At 44.3% G+C, this 16,325-nt stretch carries 12 protein-coding genes; 6 read left to right on the plus strand and 6 right to left on the minus strand.

Annotation, left to right across the window (positions count from 1 at the left end):
* The first annotated feature begins 34 nt into the window (after positions 1-34).
* The 5 genes from uraH (at position 35) to HCZ91_RS00640 (ending at position 4,724) form a co-directional block, all read left to right on the plus strand.
* Positions 35-403 (plus strand): hydroxyisourate hydrolase, encoded by a 369-nt coding sequence (gene uraH / locus HCZ91_RS00620; protein WP_101204799.1) that lies wholly within the window; start codon positions 35-37, stop codon positions 401-403.
* 111 nt (positions 404-514) lie between these two features.
* Positions 515-1,870, plus strand: coding sequence for a urate hydroxylase PuuD (locus tag HCZ91_RS00625; protein ID WP_179797327.1), 1,356 nt, complete (start codon positions 515-517; stop codon positions 1,868-1,870).
* A gap of 81 nt (positions 1,871-1,951) precedes the next feature.
* Positions 1,952-2,932 carry an allantoinase PuuE gene (gene puuE / locus HCZ91_RS00630; RefSeq protein ID WP_179797329.1) on the plus strand — a complete coding sequence of 327 codons (981 nt, stop codon included), beginning with the start codon at positions 1,952-1,954 and terminating at the stop codon, positions 2,930-2,932.
* A 152-nt stretch (positions 2,933-3,084) separates the two neighbouring features.
* On the plus strand, positions 3,085-4,194 hold the full coding sequence (alc, locus tag HCZ91_RS00635; protein WP_179797487.1) for an allantoicase: 1,110 nt from the start codon (positions 3,085-3,087) through the stop codon (positions 4,192-4,194).
* Positions 4,194-4,724 (plus strand): ureidoglycolate lyase, encoded by a 531-nt coding sequence (locus HCZ91_RS00640; protein ID WP_179797331.1) that lies wholly within the window; start codon positions 4,194-4,196, stop codon positions 4,722-4,724. The genes alc and HCZ91_RS00640 overlap by 1 nt, the downstream gene beginning before the upstream one ends.
* 92 nt (positions 4,725-4,816) lie before the next feature.
* Here the strand turns inward: HCZ91_RS00640 and guaD are convergent, their stop codons facing one another.
* The 5 genes from guaD to HCZ91_RS00665 all read right to left on the minus strand — a co-directional run bounded on the left by guaD (position 4,817) and on the right by HCZ91_RS00665 (position 13,206).
* Entirely contained in the window at positions 4,817-6,223 is a 1,407-nt protein-coding gene (gene guaD / locus HCZ91_RS00645) for a guanine deaminase (RefSeq protein WP_179797333.1), read from the minus strand.
* A gap of 104 nt (positions 6,224-6,327) precedes the next feature.
* On the minus strand, positions 6,328-7,299 hold the full coding sequence (locus tag HCZ91_RS00650; protein ID WP_179797335.1) for an XdhC family protein: 972 nt from the start codon (positions 7,297-7,299) through the stop codon (positions 6,328-6,330).
* The gene (xdhB, locus tag HCZ91_RS00655; protein ID WP_179797337.1) at positions 7,292-9,865 is read right to left on the minus strand and encodes a xanthine dehydrogenase molybdopterin binding subunit; all 2,574 of its coding nucleotides are present in this window, start codon (positions 9,863-9,865) and stop codon (positions 7,292-7,294) included. Before xdhB ends, HCZ91_RS00650 begins: the two co-directional genes overlap by 8 nt.
* A gap of 95 nt (positions 9,866-9,960) precedes the next feature.
* Positions 9,961-11,673 (minus strand): FAD binding domain-containing protein, encoded by a 1,713-nt coding sequence (locus HCZ91_RS00660; protein WP_179797339.1) that lies wholly within the window; start codon positions 11,671-11,673, stop codon positions 9,961-9,963.
* A 915-nt stretch (positions 11,674-12,588) separates the two neighbouring features.
* The gene (locus tag HCZ91_RS00665) at positions 12,589-13,206 is read right to left on the minus strand and encodes a flavodoxin family protein (RefSeq protein WP_179797341.1); all 618 of its coding nucleotides are present in this window, start codon (positions 13,204-13,206) and stop codon (positions 12,589-12,591) included.
* Positions 13,207-13,949: 743 nt separating this feature from the next.
* Between HCZ91_RS00665 and HCZ91_RS00670 the strand changes: the two genes are divergently transcribed.
* The gene (locus tag HCZ91_RS00670) at positions 13,950-15,203 is read left to right on the plus strand and encodes a YeeE/YedE family protein (RefSeq protein ID WP_179797343.1); all 1,254 of its coding nucleotides are present in this window, start codon (positions 13,950-13,952) and stop codon (positions 15,201-15,203) included.
* A 234-nt stretch (positions 15,204-15,437) separates the two neighbouring features.
* Here the strand turns inward: HCZ91_RS00670 and HCZ91_RS00675 are convergent, their stop codons facing one another.
* Entirely contained in the window at positions 15,438-16,316 is an 879-nt protein-coding gene (locus HCZ91_RS00675; RefSeq protein ID WP_179797345.1) for a polyphenol oxidase family protein, read from the minus strand.
* Positions 16,317-16,325: the final 9 nt, after the last annotated feature.

A 16,325-nucleotide genomic window follows, 5' to 3' on the forward strand; every position in this document is an offset into this window, starting at 1 on the left:
TATTTATATTTCTCACAAATTTAAAGGAAGCATTATGTCTGCCACCCTATCATCACATATCTTAGACACTCATCTTGGCAAACCTGCGGCTGATGTCGCCGTTACCTTACACCGCATACGAGACAACGGTGCCGCCACATTACTAGCGCATGGCACAACCAATAGTGATGGCCGTGTCACACCAGACGCTTGGCAGTTTGATACAGCCATCGATAGCACAGAGCATCAGCTAAATATTGGCCGCTATACCGTAACGTTTGATACTCAGTCTTATTTTAATGCTCAGCAGCTGACAGCATTTTACCCGCAAGTGGTTATCGACTTTGTAGTAAACGATGCCAGTCATTATCACGTGCCACTTCTGCTTAGTGCGCACGGTTATAGTACCTATCGCGGATCGTAGCTTTGGCGCTGTTTAGCTCTCTGCTTTGTTATTAGTGTTCAAGAAATACTATCAAAAGAAATTACCAAGACATTTTATTAAAACACTGTCATATTAAAGGACATTTATTACATGGGCGCCTATCTTCTCGAATGGTTGAGTTTATTTTTCCGATGGTTTCATGTTATCGCTGGGGTGGCATGGATTGGTGCATCGTTTTATTTTGTGTGGCTAGATCTAAGTCTACGCAAACCGCCACAGTGGAAAACAGACAAAGGCATTTCGGGTGATCTTTGGGCCGTCCATGGCGGCGGGTTTTATGAGATTGCCAAATACAAACTCGAACCCGAAGAGATGCCAAAGACGCTACATTGGTTTAAATGGGAAGCTTATACCACTTGGCTGACAGGTGCGGCGATGATGTCTATCGTCTATTATGCCAATGCAACTGCCTACCTAATTGACCCAAGCAAAGTGCCGTTTACTAGTATCGGTGCCATTGCCACCAGCTTGCTTTTCTTATTTGGCAGTTACTTCATTTATGAAGTGATCGTACGCAGTCATTTGGGTAAAAACGCGTTTATCTTTAGTACCTTGATTTTTATCTTGCTGGTCATCGCGAGCTGGGGCTCTTATCAGCTGTTTAGTGATCGCGCTTCGTTTATTCATATCGGTGCCATCTTGGGCACGGTGATGGTAGGTAACGTATTCTTCGGTATCATGCCGGCTCAGCGTGCGCTCGTTGACTGTGTGCGTCGCGGCGAAAAACCAGGTAAAGAAGTGGCTGAATTGGCATTACAAGCCAAAAATCGCTCACTGATGAATAACTACTTTACCCTACCGCTGATTTTTACCATGATCAGCAACCATTACCCAATGATGTATGCTCATGAGAAAGGTTGGTTGGTATTGGTCTTCGTCGGTATCATCACCGCGACTGCCCGTCATTACTTTAACCAAAAGCATTTGGGTCATAAAAAACCGCGCTACTTGGTCATTCCAGCCGTATTAACTGTATTATTAATTATCTGGATGCGACCTGAGCCGATTGAGCCAGCGCCAGCAATGCCTGCTACTACTTCAGTAGCACCTACGACAACTGATAGCACGCCGCCAGCTACAAGCGCGACTACTAACTCAAGCACTGATGCTGTTGCTAACGCTAATACCAATTCTAATAGTAATGCTACTAATGGTGTTAACAATGATACTGCCACTGCCGAAGCCGTACCCGTGAGCGCATCAGCAGATGACGCTATGATGGATGTCGTGCATACGCGCTGTAGCACCTGTCATGCGGTGCAGCCAACACAGCAAGGCTTCGCCGCACCGCCAGCAGGAATCATTTTGCAGACACCAGAAGACCTAAAAATACATAAAGCGAAAATCGTCACTGCGGTACAGACTGGCTATATGCCGCTTGGTAATATTACTCAGTTGACGGATGCCGAGCGCCAACAGCTCGTAGCCTATGCATCGTCACTTTAATTTGTGATAAAAAATAACTGTCCTTCACGAGCAATATTTTAGTAAATATCTAAGGCTCTAAGCGATATAGGAATATAGATAATGAGCAAAAAAATTACCAGTGACTTTGATCTGAGCACATATCCTCGTGACCTAAAAGGCTACGCTGGCAATCCACCAAAAGCGAACTGGCCAGGTGGCGCAAAAATCGCCGTACAGTTTGTATTAAACATCGAAGAAGGTGCAGAAAATAGCGTCATCCATGGCGATGGACAATCAGAGCGTTTTTTGTCTGATATTTTAGGCACGCCAGAATTTAACAACCGTCACCAGTCTATTGAATCTGCTTTTGAGTACGGTAGCCGTGTCGGCGTGTGGCGTGTGTTAGATGTCTTTAAAGATTATGGTATTCCTATCACCACGTTTACCTGTGCCGCCGCTGCTGAAAAGACCCCGCATATCATCGAGCGTGTATTAGAAGATGGTCATGAGATTGCCAGTCATGGTTTACGCTGGATCACTTATCAGGATATGTACCGTGAGACTGAGCGCGAACACATTCGCTGTGCCACCCAAATATTTAAACGCATGCTCGGTGGCCAACCTCTTGGTTGGTATACAGGACGCGATAGTCCAAATACTCGTGAACTGGTCGCTGAACAAGGTGGCTATACCTATGACTCTGACTCGTACGGTGATGAGTTACCATATTGGCTCAATGTAAAGGTCCAAGATGGCAATCTGATCACGCGCAAGCCGCATTTGGTCATACCTTATAGCCTCGAGACCAATGACATGCGTTTTTCTTCTAGCCCAGGATTCACCCACGCTGAACCATTTTATCAATATCTCAAAGACAGCTTTGACACCTTATACGAAGAAGGCGCACACACCCCTAAAATGCTGACTATTGGCTTGCATTGTCGCATTATCGGGCGTGCAGGACGCATCAAAGCGCTAAAACAATTTTTGCAATATATCACCGCTAAGCCCGACGTATGGATATGCCGCCGTGATGATATCGCCAAGCACTGGTATGAAAACCATCCTGCCACGTCAGAAAATACTTCCAACTGGATGTAAGCTAGGCTATCGTCCTAGTACTCGTTCTGCTTAGCTGAGCGAGTGCGAATTGGCATAGATTAATATATAAAATAAGCCATACGTTATTAATAAACACCATTATTAAAAAAGGAATCATTGTGAGTCAACACACTTCAGAAGTTGGACAAATTATCTCCGCAAATAATCTACCTGATACCCTGCCAGCATTTACCAAAAAATCAAACGTCGCTGACAGTCGCTTGGGTGCAAAATCACTATTCGCCACCGATGATTTCTTTGCAGATAAAAGCCGGATCTTAAATCCTGATGCGCCTATCTTTATCGTAGGCAAATTCGATGACAATGGTAAATGGATGGACGGCTGGGAAACACGTCGTAAACGCCACTTGGGTTACGACTATTTAGTGATTCAACTGGCACGCCCAACCAAAGTGACTGGTCTCGATATTGATACCAGTCACTTTACAGGTAATTTCCCATCTTCCGCCAGTGTCGATGCCTTGTACGCGCCAGAGCTACTGCAGCAAGATGAAACTGAACTTACCAGTCTAAGCAAAGAAGATTGGGACAACAAAAATTGGCAGGCGCTAGTGGGTATGACCCCGTTGCAAGGTCACAATCATAAGCTTATCGAGATTGATCATGAGCCAACGGTGACCCATATTCGTTTAAACATCTATCCAGATGGCGGCGTTGCCCGAATACGTGTCTATGGTGATATCCAACTTGATGCCAGCCTAAACATACAAGGCGAGACGCTTGACTTGGCTGGCGCGTTAAACGGTGGTCGTGCGATTGCTAGTAACGATGCACATTTTGGTGCTGCTAGTAATTTACTACTACCAACTAAAGCGCCTAATATGGGTGATGGTTGGGAGACCCGCCGTCGCCGTGAGCCAGGTAATGACTGGTGCATCATCGCGTTAGGTCAAGCAGGTATCGTTGATTCCATCGAGATAGATACTGCCCACTTTAAAGGCAACTATCCTGATAAAGTATCGATCCAAGCCGTCTACTCACCAAATACACCAGAGCAAACTTTAGTGACTCAGAGTATGTTTTGGGAAACCCTGCTTGAGCCGCAAAAAACCAATGCTGACGACGTTCATACTTTTAGTAAAGATAAGCTTGAGATAGACCAGCCTATCACCCATATTCGGGTCAATATCTTCCCAGATGGTGGTATCAGCCGTGTACGCGTGTATGGCAAAATTGCTGAGGCTAATACTGACAATGGTACTGATATTGATATTGATATTGATAGCAAAGAGGCTGAATAATGAATGTCACACTAACGGCTAAGCCTTTGACCAAGGCAAACTTTGCCCCCTATGGCTCGGTCATCGAGCGCTATAGTGATAATGAGCAAACCGCTGATAATACTTATGAGATCAATAATAGCTATGCGGTTCGTCATCATGCACTTGCCGAAAGTAAACTAGACGGTGGTGCAGTTGGCATGAGTATCTTTCGAGCCAAAAAGCGTGAGAATCCGATTGCCCTTTCGGTCATGGAATATCATCCGCTTGGGACACAAGCATTTGTATCTATGGAAGGCCAAGACTATATCGTCGTAGTTGCTAAAGCTGGTGTGCCGCCGCAGTCGCCTGATGACCTAGCAGTGTTTTATGCAAAATCTCATCAAGGTGTACAGTACGATGCTAATGTCTGGCATCACCCTCTACTCGCGCTTGGGCGTGACAGTGATTTCTTAGTTATTGATCGTATCAATGGCGAGGGTAATAACTGTCATGAGATTGATATCACGGAGTGGCATGTGTCTATTGAGTTAAAAGATGAACGCAACTAAGCTGTCATTAAGCACAAATCAATCTGATAAAAGCCCTGTTTATGTTTAACATAAACAGGGCTTTTTCGTTATTCATATTTTTCGCTAATTTATTAAGCAGTAGATTTACGATAGCGACTCACGCCTGCGACGACTGTCTGATCAATTACTCTATCATCGCCTAGCATCATTAGTACAAACAACTGCTCTTCCAGTGTTTTGGTCTGCGCCATACGTCGCTCAAGCAATTCCGTTGCACCCATATCGATGATCACAAAATCCGCTTCTTTATTTGGCATAAAGTTACCGATTTTATTGTCCAATAATAGTGACTGGGCATTACCCAACGTAATTTGGTACAGCCCTTGATGAGCGGATAGCTGATTGCTTTGTAGTTGTTGGATTTTATACGCTTCTGACAAAGTCGTCAGCATCGACAGACTCGTCCCTGCTCCAACGTCAGTGGCGATACTGACACCGGTATAACTTAACGTTTTGGGTAAATTAAATAGTCCACTACCCAAAAACAGATTGGACGTCGGACAGTGTGATATCTGCGTACCAGTCGCACGCAGACGCTCATACTCAGATATTTCAAGGTGAATACCATGTGCCAAGGTAGTGCGTCGACCCAGTAATCCCATATCATCATAGACATCGAGATAGCCTTTATGAGTGGGATACAGTTGTTTCACAAAGGCTATCTCATCATGATTTTCTGCTAGATGCGTCTGCAGATAAACACTCTCGTAACTGGCATACAGCTCACCTGCCATTTGTAGTTGCTTGGGTGTCGAAGTAATAGCAAAGCGCGGGGTAATCGCCACATGTTGGCGGCCGCGCTCATGCCAATTATCAATGATGTTTTGGGTATCTCGAATGCCCTGCTCAGCAGGTACACACAAATTATCAGGCGCATTTTGATCCATCAAGACATTACCCGTGATCATGCGGGTGTTAAGCTTGTGACTTTCCGTAAAAAATGCATTCACTGATTCAGGGTGACTGGTAGAAAATACCATGGCGCTCGTTGTGCCATTGGCTAGCAACTGATTTAAAAAGAACTGCGCCGTATCATGCGCTACTTTTGGATCGCCAAAATTGGCCTCAGTGACGAAAGTATAATTGTTAAGCCAGTCAAGTAATTGCTCACCATAAGCAGCAATCATATCTATTTGCGGATAATGCACATGAGTATCGATAAAGCCTGGCATGATAAGTTTGTCACGATAATCATGTACTTTGACTACTAACTGTCCTGCTTGCTCAGTGGTATTAACATATTTCGTTAATATTGTCTCGTTATGCCCATACTCTACAATGCACCCTGTCACACCATCTACGACAAGCGCACCATCAGCGATATATTCAGGATAAACCTGTACACCTTCAATCACTGGTAGCAACGTAATGTCTCGTTCCACAGCTAATGTCTGTGAATAATCAGAGGTTGTACGCTCAGGACGATCGCTTTCGGTCAAATAGTGTAGCAGTCGAGCTTGATAGATATGTAGGGTCATTCGTAGATCTCACAATGGCTTAGTAGTCCTGAGCGTTTTGATAAATAGTACTGAGCGCTTTAATAATTTGATAAAAAGTATAAAATTTATATGAAGTGAGCCGTTCAAGGAGTAGCCTGATGATACTTCTGTAGGAGCTGTGCCACGATAGAAATCGCCACCGCCATCGGCTCTTTTCCGCCAATTTGCAATCCAATTGGCATGACCAACTGATTGACCAGTTGCGCACTGTAGCCACGCTGCATCAAACGATCTCTAAAACGCTTGGCTTTGGTTGCCGAGGCAATGCAACCTATGTAAGGTGTCAAAGTATCTGAGCATTTATCACGTGATGCACTCATGTCAGAAATAGTATCTAATGCCGCCCGTACTAACTCAAAATCAACACTATGATCATGAGTCATAACCAGAATAAAACGCTGACCACCCTGTTCGATAAATGGGCGTACAAAATCTACAGGCTCATCATCGATATGCGGACGGATATGCGCTGGTAAGTTATAAAGTGTGGATTGATTAGTAGTAGATTCATCAACTAAGTAACGCTTAAACATCTCTGGGCGACTGTCTACCCAATCTACCTGACAAGGTAGCTCAGATAGGATGGTCATTAGCGATGATGCCACATGCCCTGCCCCAAACACTAGTACTGACATCGGCGGTGTCACGTTAAAGCATTCGAACATAACGGTGACGCTACCGCCGCAACACTGCGCCAACTTTGCACCCAATGGATAATGCTTGGTATAGACAGCATCACGGCGCACTGCTTTAGAAGGGGTTGGCGCACTGTCATCATTAGTTTCAGAAACTTTTGGTTTGACTTCTTTTGATACTGTGGCTGCCATTTCACCGTTCAGTAGTTGCCGTGCCGTATTGATAACGTCGTGCTCTAGGCCGCCGCCACCCAATGTGTCTACGATGCCATCTTGCGTGACGATCATCTTTGCCTGTAGCGCTCGAGGAGCAGATCCATTCACAGCTACGACCGTCGCCAGCACGTGAGCAATACCTCGCTGCTGATATCGCGCTAGACCTTCATACCAGACGACTGGCGGTGCTAACGACTCATTCACTGTGCACAGGACCTCTTGCCCCTGCTACATTTGGATGCTCTATCGCATTAGGCTGGTCATCAGTTTGTTTGGCTGCCACCTCCAATGGATCGATGTCTTTAGCATGACGTACGTCTTGCAGCATTACCTTATCGTTGTAAAGGTCGCTATTTTCTTCTGCGCCTTTTACTAAACTATCAACCGTATCTGTATCTGCTTCAGTTGTTAAATCCCATAGCGTACCTTGCATGCGCATCACTGCTTTTAATACCGCTTCTGGCGTCGCAGGCATGGTCAGCTCTGGATTCTTCTTATATTCACCAAGGCTTGCGACTGCATTATTGAGTGCACACCACACGCTGGCTGCCAACATAAATGGCGGCTCACCAACGGCTTTAGAGTTATAAATAGTTTGTTCTTCGTTTTTGCGATCGTACAGTTTGACATTCCACTGCTTAGGTAAGTCATGGGCCGTTGGAATTTTATAATTAGCAGGACTATCAGATGCGAGCTTACCTTTGTCATTCCAGATCAACTCTTCTGCCGTGAGCCAACCCATACCTTGCACAAAGCCACCTTCAATCTGGCCAATATCAATGGCAGGGTTAATCGACTGTCCTGCGTCGTGTAGCACATCACAGCGCAACACTTTGTACTCACCTGTCAAGGTATCAATCTCAACCTCAGCACAGGCAGCGCCCAAGGCAAAGTAGAAGAACGGACGACCCCATGCTTTGGAGCGATCATAAAATATCTTCGGTGTTTTGTAGTAGCCAGTAGACGACAGACTGATACGGTTCTGGTACGACAGCTGAATCATCTCAGCAAAGGTCAGCGTTTCTTTATCGCCGATATAGACATGGTTCTTTTCAAAGCGTATGTCTTCTTGCGCTACTTCGAAATGCTCAGCAGCAAATTCCAGTATGCGAGCTTTAATGCTTAAACAAGCGTTTTGAGCCGCTTTACCATTAATATCTGTCCCTGATGACGCGGCGGTTGGTGAAGTGTTAGGCACTTTATCCGTACGGGTTGCGGATACTTTGACCGTTTCCAGATCAACATCGAACTCATTGGCGACAATCTGGGCAATTTTTATATATAAACCCTGCCCCATCTCCGTACCGCCATGATTGAGGTGGATACTGCCATCGGTATAAATGTGTACCAATGCGCCTGCCTGATTAAGCGTTTGCACCGTAAATGAAATACCGAATTTTACTGGCGTTAAAGCAAGACCCAAACGTTTATCACTGCCTTCAGCGGCAGCTTTTTGATTGGCTTCTAGAATTTGTTGACGGCGGTTGTCATAATCGCAATCATCTGCCAACTTGGTCATGATTGTCGCCAAATCGAAATGCTCAATGGTCTGACCGTAATGAGTGCTTTGACCATCTTGATACAAGTTTGCCAAGCGCACTTTTAGCGGGTCTTGCCCCAAGGTATACGCAATATGATCCATCATATATTCAGCAGTCATCAGGCCTTGCGGACCACCAAACCCTCGATAGGCAGTATTGGATACAGTATGCGTTTTGCAGCGATGCCCCGCAACATGAGCAGCTGGGTAATAGTAGGCATTATCACAATGGAACATCGCTCTATCGACAATAGCATCAGACAAATCTGGCGCGTAACCACACAAGCCAGCCAGTTGCATATCAACGCCTAATATACGCCCAGACTCGTCTAAACCAACTTCGTAACGATTAGCAAACTCATGACGCTTACCCGTCACCACCATGTCATCTTGACGATCTAGACGCATACTGACAGGAACGTTATGACGTTTGGCTATAATACCGCACAGACATGCCCATGCAGCGGCTTGCGTTTCTTTACCACCAAACCCGCCACCCATACGGCGCACGACTGTGTTTACCGCATGAAATGGCAGATCTGTCACTTCGGCGACCAGCTGCTGTACTTCGCTTGGATGCTGTGACGACGTATACACTTCTAGCCCGCCATCGTCACAAGGCACGACATAAGACACTTGGCCTTCGAGATAAAAGTGTTCTTGCCCGCGCATATGAATATGACCTTCAATGCGAATCGGTGAATTCTCAAGTGCAGTCGCCGCGTCACCACGCTTCATAAAATGACTCGGACGCACAAATAACTCTTGCTCTAACGCTTTATCAATACTAAGTACCGCTGGCAATGGCTCATACTCCACCACTGCCTTGGTAGCCGCTTTTTTGGCAGCGCGATGGCTGGTCGCCACCACCACGAATAACGTCTGACCCACATACTCTGTGATGTCATCCACCATCAGTGGCTCACCGTCGAACACCGCACCGATATCCGTCTGCGCAGGCAAATCTTTAAAACTTAAGACATCTACCACCCCATCCGCATCTCTAACAGCGCTCAAGTCCATACTCAATACACGTGCGTGAGCGTGGCTACTTTTACCTACTGCCAGATGTAGCGTGCCTTGCGGTTTTGCAATATCATCCACATAAGTCGCCGTCCCCATGACATGGCTAATCGCACTATCATGCTTAGCCGAGGTACCAATTTTGTTTTTTGGCGGACGCACGCGGCGGATACTATAACTGTCAAATAAAGACGAATGATGGCTCATGGCGGATCTCTTTTATTAGGACGCTTTTATTAATGCTCTTTTATTCTTGGCAAATATAACGATAAGGCGGTATTAGCAATTTACAACTCTGCTAATTAAGCAGTCTCAGTCTGTCTACCTGCTACCAATTGCTTACCGCACTTCACCAGTAGACGCTGTACCACATGTGAGCGATATTCACGGCTGGCTCTGACATCGGTCATAGGCGTAACGTCTGCAGACAAGACTTGTGCTGCTTGCTCAAAACTCGCAACTTCAGCCGCTTGCCCAACGAGCGCTTGCTGACAAGTTGTAGCTAATAACGGTATGGCAGCCATGCCACCAAGCCCAAGCTTTGCATTCTCTATCGTCATGCCATCTGTTGATACATCGATTCGCGCCGCTAGTAAACAAGCAGAAATATCATCCTCATAACGTTTGCTAATTTTATGAATAAATAAGTGCTGATTGTCATGCATCAGAGGAATATGGATAGCGACTACGTAACTGCCTGCTTGCAGTTTGGTCTTTTTATAATCTAAGAAAAATTCTGATAAAGGTATAATCTCATCCGTATAAACCGAATTGCTATTATCTAAATCGTTACCTGACTCTTTAGAATTAGGCGCGCAATGACGCAGATGAATTGACGCATCTAACGCCAATAAAATCGGTGGTAAATCACCAATCGGCGACGCGTTGGCTATATTGCCGCCGATGGTACCCATATTACGAATTTGCGGAGAAGCAATGCGCTCAAATACTTGCGCAAAGCTTGGAAAGTATTGCGCAAGCACAGGCAACATTTGCTGATAGCTCATGCCAGCACCCAGTACTAGTGATTGGCTAGAAGCTTGCTCGTTATCTGACCTTTCATTGCTTGAGTCAGACTTTGCGTCAAGTAATGACCATGACTTTAGTGCCTCAACACCTGAAAGTTGGATAATCACCTCGTGATCAACCAAATGTTGGGTTACACTCAATCCCAAATCCGTACCGCCTGCCCAAATCGTAGCTTGTGGATTGGCAGCTAATACCTGATTAAGCTCATCTAGTGACTTGGGCATATATAACTGTCGCCCAGCATCACTGATTGCAGGGGCAATACCATGTGGTTCTTGATTTTTTTGTTCAGCTGGCACATTTGTAGAGACTGCTGATGTCTTTGTACTGCTCATCGCATCTGTCGCTAGACTGATAGTCAGGTCTTTTACTGCTGACTGCTCTGCTTCTCTCTGCTGACCGATATCGCTCATCAGTAGACCAGCTTCGATAATTGGCCTGTAGCCTGTGCAGCGACATAGGTTGCCAGAGATTGATGCAACCACTTCATCATAGCTTAGTTTTTTGACATCGTTTTGACTTGCTGCTTCTTGACTTGTCTGCATACGATTGTTTTCGTAAACGCAAGCAAGCGACATTACAAACCCAGGCGTACAAAAACCGCACTGTGATCCGTGACATTCAACCATAGCTTGCTGTGCTGGATGCAGCAAAGCACGTTCTGGATGATGTTCTGGATTGTCAGCCAAATAAGAAGCCGTCATCAGATGATGACCATCCATCAGCGACACTAGCGTAATGCAGGAGTTGATCGTATAGAACGGTGGCGTAGCATTTTTTTCGTCGCCATTTCCATCATTAAGCGCTTGCTGGCTAGCGTTAGGTAGGCGCTGAACCATAACCGTACAAGCTCCGCAATCACCACTACCACAGCCTTCCTTCGTATCTGTCTGGCCTTCATGCAATCGTAGATACTCAAGCACCGTCGTATTAGGGTTAAGCTGGGTTAGCTCATGGCGTTTCCCATTTAAGTAAAAACTAATCATAGCAAGACTCGGCTAAAATAAAATAATGAAGATAAGCATAGGGCTTAAGGAATTTGACGGCTTAAATGCTGAACGTAAGCATTTGGTTTACATCATGCTGCAACCGCTCAAGTACGGTTATTCTGTTTTATTCGCTGATACATTCTTAAGAGATAAAAAAATCAGGACATCGCGCTTTTTAATATCAGGTAAGCTGGTTGCAAATATCAGCATTCATCGAACAAATTTGTTAGTAAACTCGTACTATAGGATACTTGACTATTTGGTCAGCTTTCAACATATTATCACTATTCTTATTTATAACACAACCCGTTAAAATGCCTATAGATACTATCAAACAGTTGGCAAATAATTGGGAGATAACTTAAATCTAAGTAAATACCTATACGTTTTGTAGATTTTATTCACTGCTCAGCAACTCAACACCAGACGCTGTTTTTATAGATATTTTTAATTTTAAACATGACAAATCAAACGAAGCGTTAGATAAGCCGTACTATAAACAGCGAGATAGCTTGCGTAAAACCAGTACCAAATACATATATCGCCTTTAAACTACTATGACCATCTGATTTTTATATATAATGTCTGCAAATAAGCCTGACTCTTCACTGTTGTGACTTCTAATGATAAGTAATCGTGACATATCGTTGGGCTAAAATCGTTTTTGAGATATTACTATGAAGTCATTTGCCTTTACCTATTTGCTAATAGCAACGATGCTGTTAGGAGGTTGTCAATCGTTTCAATTCGTTGACAGTCCTATCCCCGTGAAGCCTGCCCCTACTAAGCTTGTTGCTCAATAAAAGCCTAGCGCTTAATAGCACTTATCGTTCAATAAAAACTGGCACAAAAAAAGCAGACATCAATAATGTCTGCTTTTTTGTTCGATTGCTCTGTCGGTTCTAGCTGCTTTTATAGCTTAGCATCAGCTGGTTGATGCTTAATAATCGTTTTGGCTAGATGATCACCAAACCAAATAGCAGTATCAATATCGCCCGAACCTGGTGTCTCTTCAGGTGGGCCATCAAGCGACTGAGTCATCAAACCCAAAAAGCTAGACAGACGGTTTAAGTCGTGAGCCTCATGACCTGTCGGCATCAATGGCAGACCAATCCAATTCATACCATGTTGCATCGCATATAGAGAAATCTGCTGCAATACAGCAAGTTTATCACCGCTCAGGCCGCCCGAATTGGCAAACGCTGCTGCCCATTTACCTTCCCATTTACGATGATACCAACGCTTGGATGTCTCATCCATAAAGGTCTTAAACTCAGCCGTCACACTGCCCATATACACCGCACTACCAAAAACCAGCAAATCTGCCTGATCTAAGTAGTCCCAATCAACATCATACACATCGACAGCCTTGGCTTGCGCTTCTGGCAATTGCTGATGCGCACCTTGTACTATAGCCTCAGCGACACGCTTGGTATGACCATAATTACTATGGAAGATAACAGCGATTGAGACATTAGGCGTGTTATCAGTAGATGTAGAGGTGTTAGACGATTTAGCAGGTGTATTCATACGTACTCTAATAATAAATAATTGGTTGAATAGTAAAACTTATAAAATATTGGATACTTAGCCACAGTCGATAGCTAGTGACTTCACTTTCACTGATAAGTACTTATCGATAGCTCAAACTTTCGAACTATCAGGCGATATAACAGAATCAAGCAATGCTTCTTTGAGTCAATTTAACTGGCAGAAATATCAATAATGATAGAGCAATCGCATAGTCTTTAATTACACTGTTTTAACTGCACAGTCTTTAATTACATAGTCTCTATACGGCAGCATATACATACCGGTATATATGCGATGAACTTCATTGAATTCAAGCCCATTGTATCAGACGTATTTTTGTTTTTAAGTTATTTATTAAAGTCCGACTAATCAGAGTACATATATTTTTAATATATTTTGTATAAATGGGTCAGTCGCGTTAACTGATAATGTGACACAAACAAATTCCTGATACCTAATAAACCTATAATTATCAGCACTATAGATAACTATTGATATAAGGTCATATACACAGCGGTTTATTTATTCCATATCATCATATACTAATTCTACTTTTTCTAACCACTTCGTATTTACATTAATGACAATAGGATTATGATGTAGCGCTTCTTACTGCTAAACCAAATCAATCGAATTAACAGCCGTACAGTTTCCAATTCTGCAAACCTGCGCAACTATACTCATATAAATTCTTATAAAAATGATATCTGATAACATCATCGGATAAGGAAGCTATTACCTTGACTACTCTCGTTCAACCTGTAAACGACACAAAAGATCCTATCGTCAGAGATGATCTGGCCCTAAATGCACCGCAAAAATCCTTAATTATGGGAGGTGGCATCGTAGGATTGATGATGCTTGCGTATCTATTAGCCACTCAACATATCTCTCAATCATTGCTACTTGGGATAGGTCTTTTGTTAGGCTATACCCTTTTTCATGCCCGCTTTGGCTTTACCTCTGCTTTTAGACGTATGATGGCAGTAGGTAACGGTCAAGCGATGCGCTCACACATGCTAATGTTGGCAGTTGCTGTTACACTATTTGCGCCAATCCTTGCTTATGGCACGACGCTATTTGGCGGTCCTGTCGCAGGTTATGTCGCGCCATTAGGGGTCAGTCTAGTCGTAGGCGCATTTGTATTTGGTATCGGCATGCAGCTTGGTGGCGGCTGTGCCTCTGGTACGCTCTATGCGGTAGGCGGTGGACGCTCTGTTATGTTCATCACCTTTATTTTCTTCATAGTGGGCGCCACGATTGGTGCTTATCATTTGCCATTCTGGACAGAAGAGATGCCCGCTTATGCACCTTTCTCTTTAGCAACCTCTACAGGTCTTGGCTATACAGGGGCATGGCTGGTGTCGCTAGCCATATTCGGCATTATCGCATGGGTAACATTAGTCGTTGAGAAAAAAAGAAACGCACCAAAGATGGCGCCCGTACCTTCTGAGTCTGGTTGGAAACGAATCTTTCGTGGTTCTTGGCCGCTTTTTGCTGCCGCAATCGTTCTGGCTTTACTTAACGGTCTGACATTACTTACACGTGGTCAACCGTGGGGCATTACGTCAGCATTTACATTGTGGGGCTCTAAAATTGCAAGTGGCTTTGGCATGGATGTGGCTAGCTGGGGCTATTGGCAAGGCGCTAATGCAGCAGCGCTTGAGGCTTCTATATTTGCAGATTCGACCACTGTATTAAATATCGGCATTATCATTGGCGCGTTTATCGCCTCTGCTGCGGGTGGCTTGTTCAAGTTTACTAAGATTACTGCAGGTAACTTTGCAGCATCGGTCATTGGCGGATTGATGATGGGGTACGGTGCACGTCTCGCGTTCGGTTGTAATATCGGCGCTTACTTCGGTGGTATCGCTTCTTTTAGCTTACATGGTTATATCTGGGGCATACTGGCAATGGCAGGTACGTTCTTGGCACTGTATTTACGTCCTCTATTTGGCTTATCAGTACCAAAATCTAGCGACTCTGTTTGTTAATACAGATTTTGTACCAATACAGACCTTGTATTAATACAAATGTAGCATTCAAATAAAAAACAGCAGAATAATCTGCTGTTTTTTTATTGTTTATCACTTTGTTTCTACTATTCATTATTATATAGTCAAAGAAATCTAAAACAGCTACAAGGCAGCCGACCGTAGATTGTACATATAGTACATCTAGGGAGGGTAACACCGTAGCGGTTTAGTAGTTCGCTGACTATAAAGCTGCTAACGACGAACGATGACCAGTGCCATCCGACCCGTTGCAGGTTGCTGCATATGAGTCTGACGGCGATACGAGTAATAGTGAGTATCAGCGTAACTACAGTCAACAGGTAAGTCATTCATGACTGTAGCACCAGCAGCTTCTAACTGCATGGCAGCAAGCTTCGGTAAATCCAACTTTATCTTGTCATCATAAGACGATATAGAAAATAGCGACACAAAGTTATCGATATGTGCCTGTGATAACGTCTGGTTAGCTATACACCCAGATAATAGTTTATCGCGAACGTCTGTATTTACTTCATAGTTTTCCTGACTGATACAAACGCCTATCCAAGCTTGTATAGGGCCTGAATCGGTAAAGCGATTAACAGTTTCTTGTATCACACCGCAGGCCAATCCTTGCCAGCCTGCATGAATCGCTGCGATTTTGCCACTGGTAGGTTGATATAACACGATAGGCACACAATCTGCCGTCATGATTGCCAGACCGCGACCATTTTGTTGACTGACCATCGCATCAGCAGACAGTGGCGCCATATTCAGTGTAGTAGCATCGACATCATGAATATGTTTACCATGAACCTGACTGACCCAATGCAAGCGATTAATAGCCTCATGCTGCTCATTTTGTGCAGACTTATCTGTCAGTTGCTCATTGATAGCAGCCAATAGACTCATGCGGTTATCTAATACTTGTAGTGCATTATCATTGACATGCAGACCTAGATTTAGCTCGCCGTAATTTGACTGACCCTCATACCCTGTACGCTGGTTTTTAGCAGCAGAATCATCCATATCATCATGCACAAAAGCAGCCGTCTGAAAAACGGCCACATTATCAATTTGCGCAATCATTGTCATCGGGAACGTGTTCGTCATGGCTTCTCG

Origin of the sequence: Psychrobacter sp. BI730, from assembly GCF_013414195.1 — a bacterium.
In the GTDB taxonomy this organism is placed as follows: Bacteria; Pseudomonadota; Gammaproteobacteria; order Pseudomonadales; family Moraxellaceae; genus Psychrobacter.

Coding starts and splice junctions, on each gene's coding strand:
- puuE (WP_179797329.1), top strand. CDS start 1,952: ATGAGCAAAAAAATTACCAGTGACTTTGATCTGAGCACATATCCTCGT.
- HCZ91_RS00675 (WP_179797345.1), bottom strand. CDS start 16,316: ATGACGAACACGTTCCCGATGACAATGATTGCGCAAATTGATAATGTG.
- HCZ91_RS00625 (WP_179797327.1), top strand. CDS start 515: ATGGGCGCCTATCTTCTCGAATGGTTGAGTTTATTTTTCCGATGGTTT.
- xdhB (WP_179797337.1), bottom strand. CDS start 9,865: ATGAGCCATCATTCGTCTTTATTTGACAGTTATAGTATCCGCCGCGTG.
- HCZ91_RS00665 (WP_179797341.1), bottom strand. CDS start 13,206: ATGAATACACCTGCTAAATCGTCTAACACCTCTACATCTACTGATAAC.
- guaD (WP_179797333.1), bottom strand. CDS start 6,223: ATGACCCTACATATCTATCAAGCTCGACTGCTACACTATTTGACCGAA.
- HCZ91_RS00640 (WP_179797331.1), top strand. CDS start 4,194: ATGAATGTCACACTAACGGCTAAGCCTTTGACCAAGGCAAACTTTGCC.
- uraH (WP_101204799.1), top strand. CDS start 35: ATGTCTGCCACCCTATCATCACATATCTTAGACACTCATCTTGGCAAA.
- HCZ91_RS00660 (WP_179797339.1), bottom strand. CDS start 11,673: ATGATTAGTTTTTACTTAAATGGGAAACGCCATGAGCTAACCCAGCTT.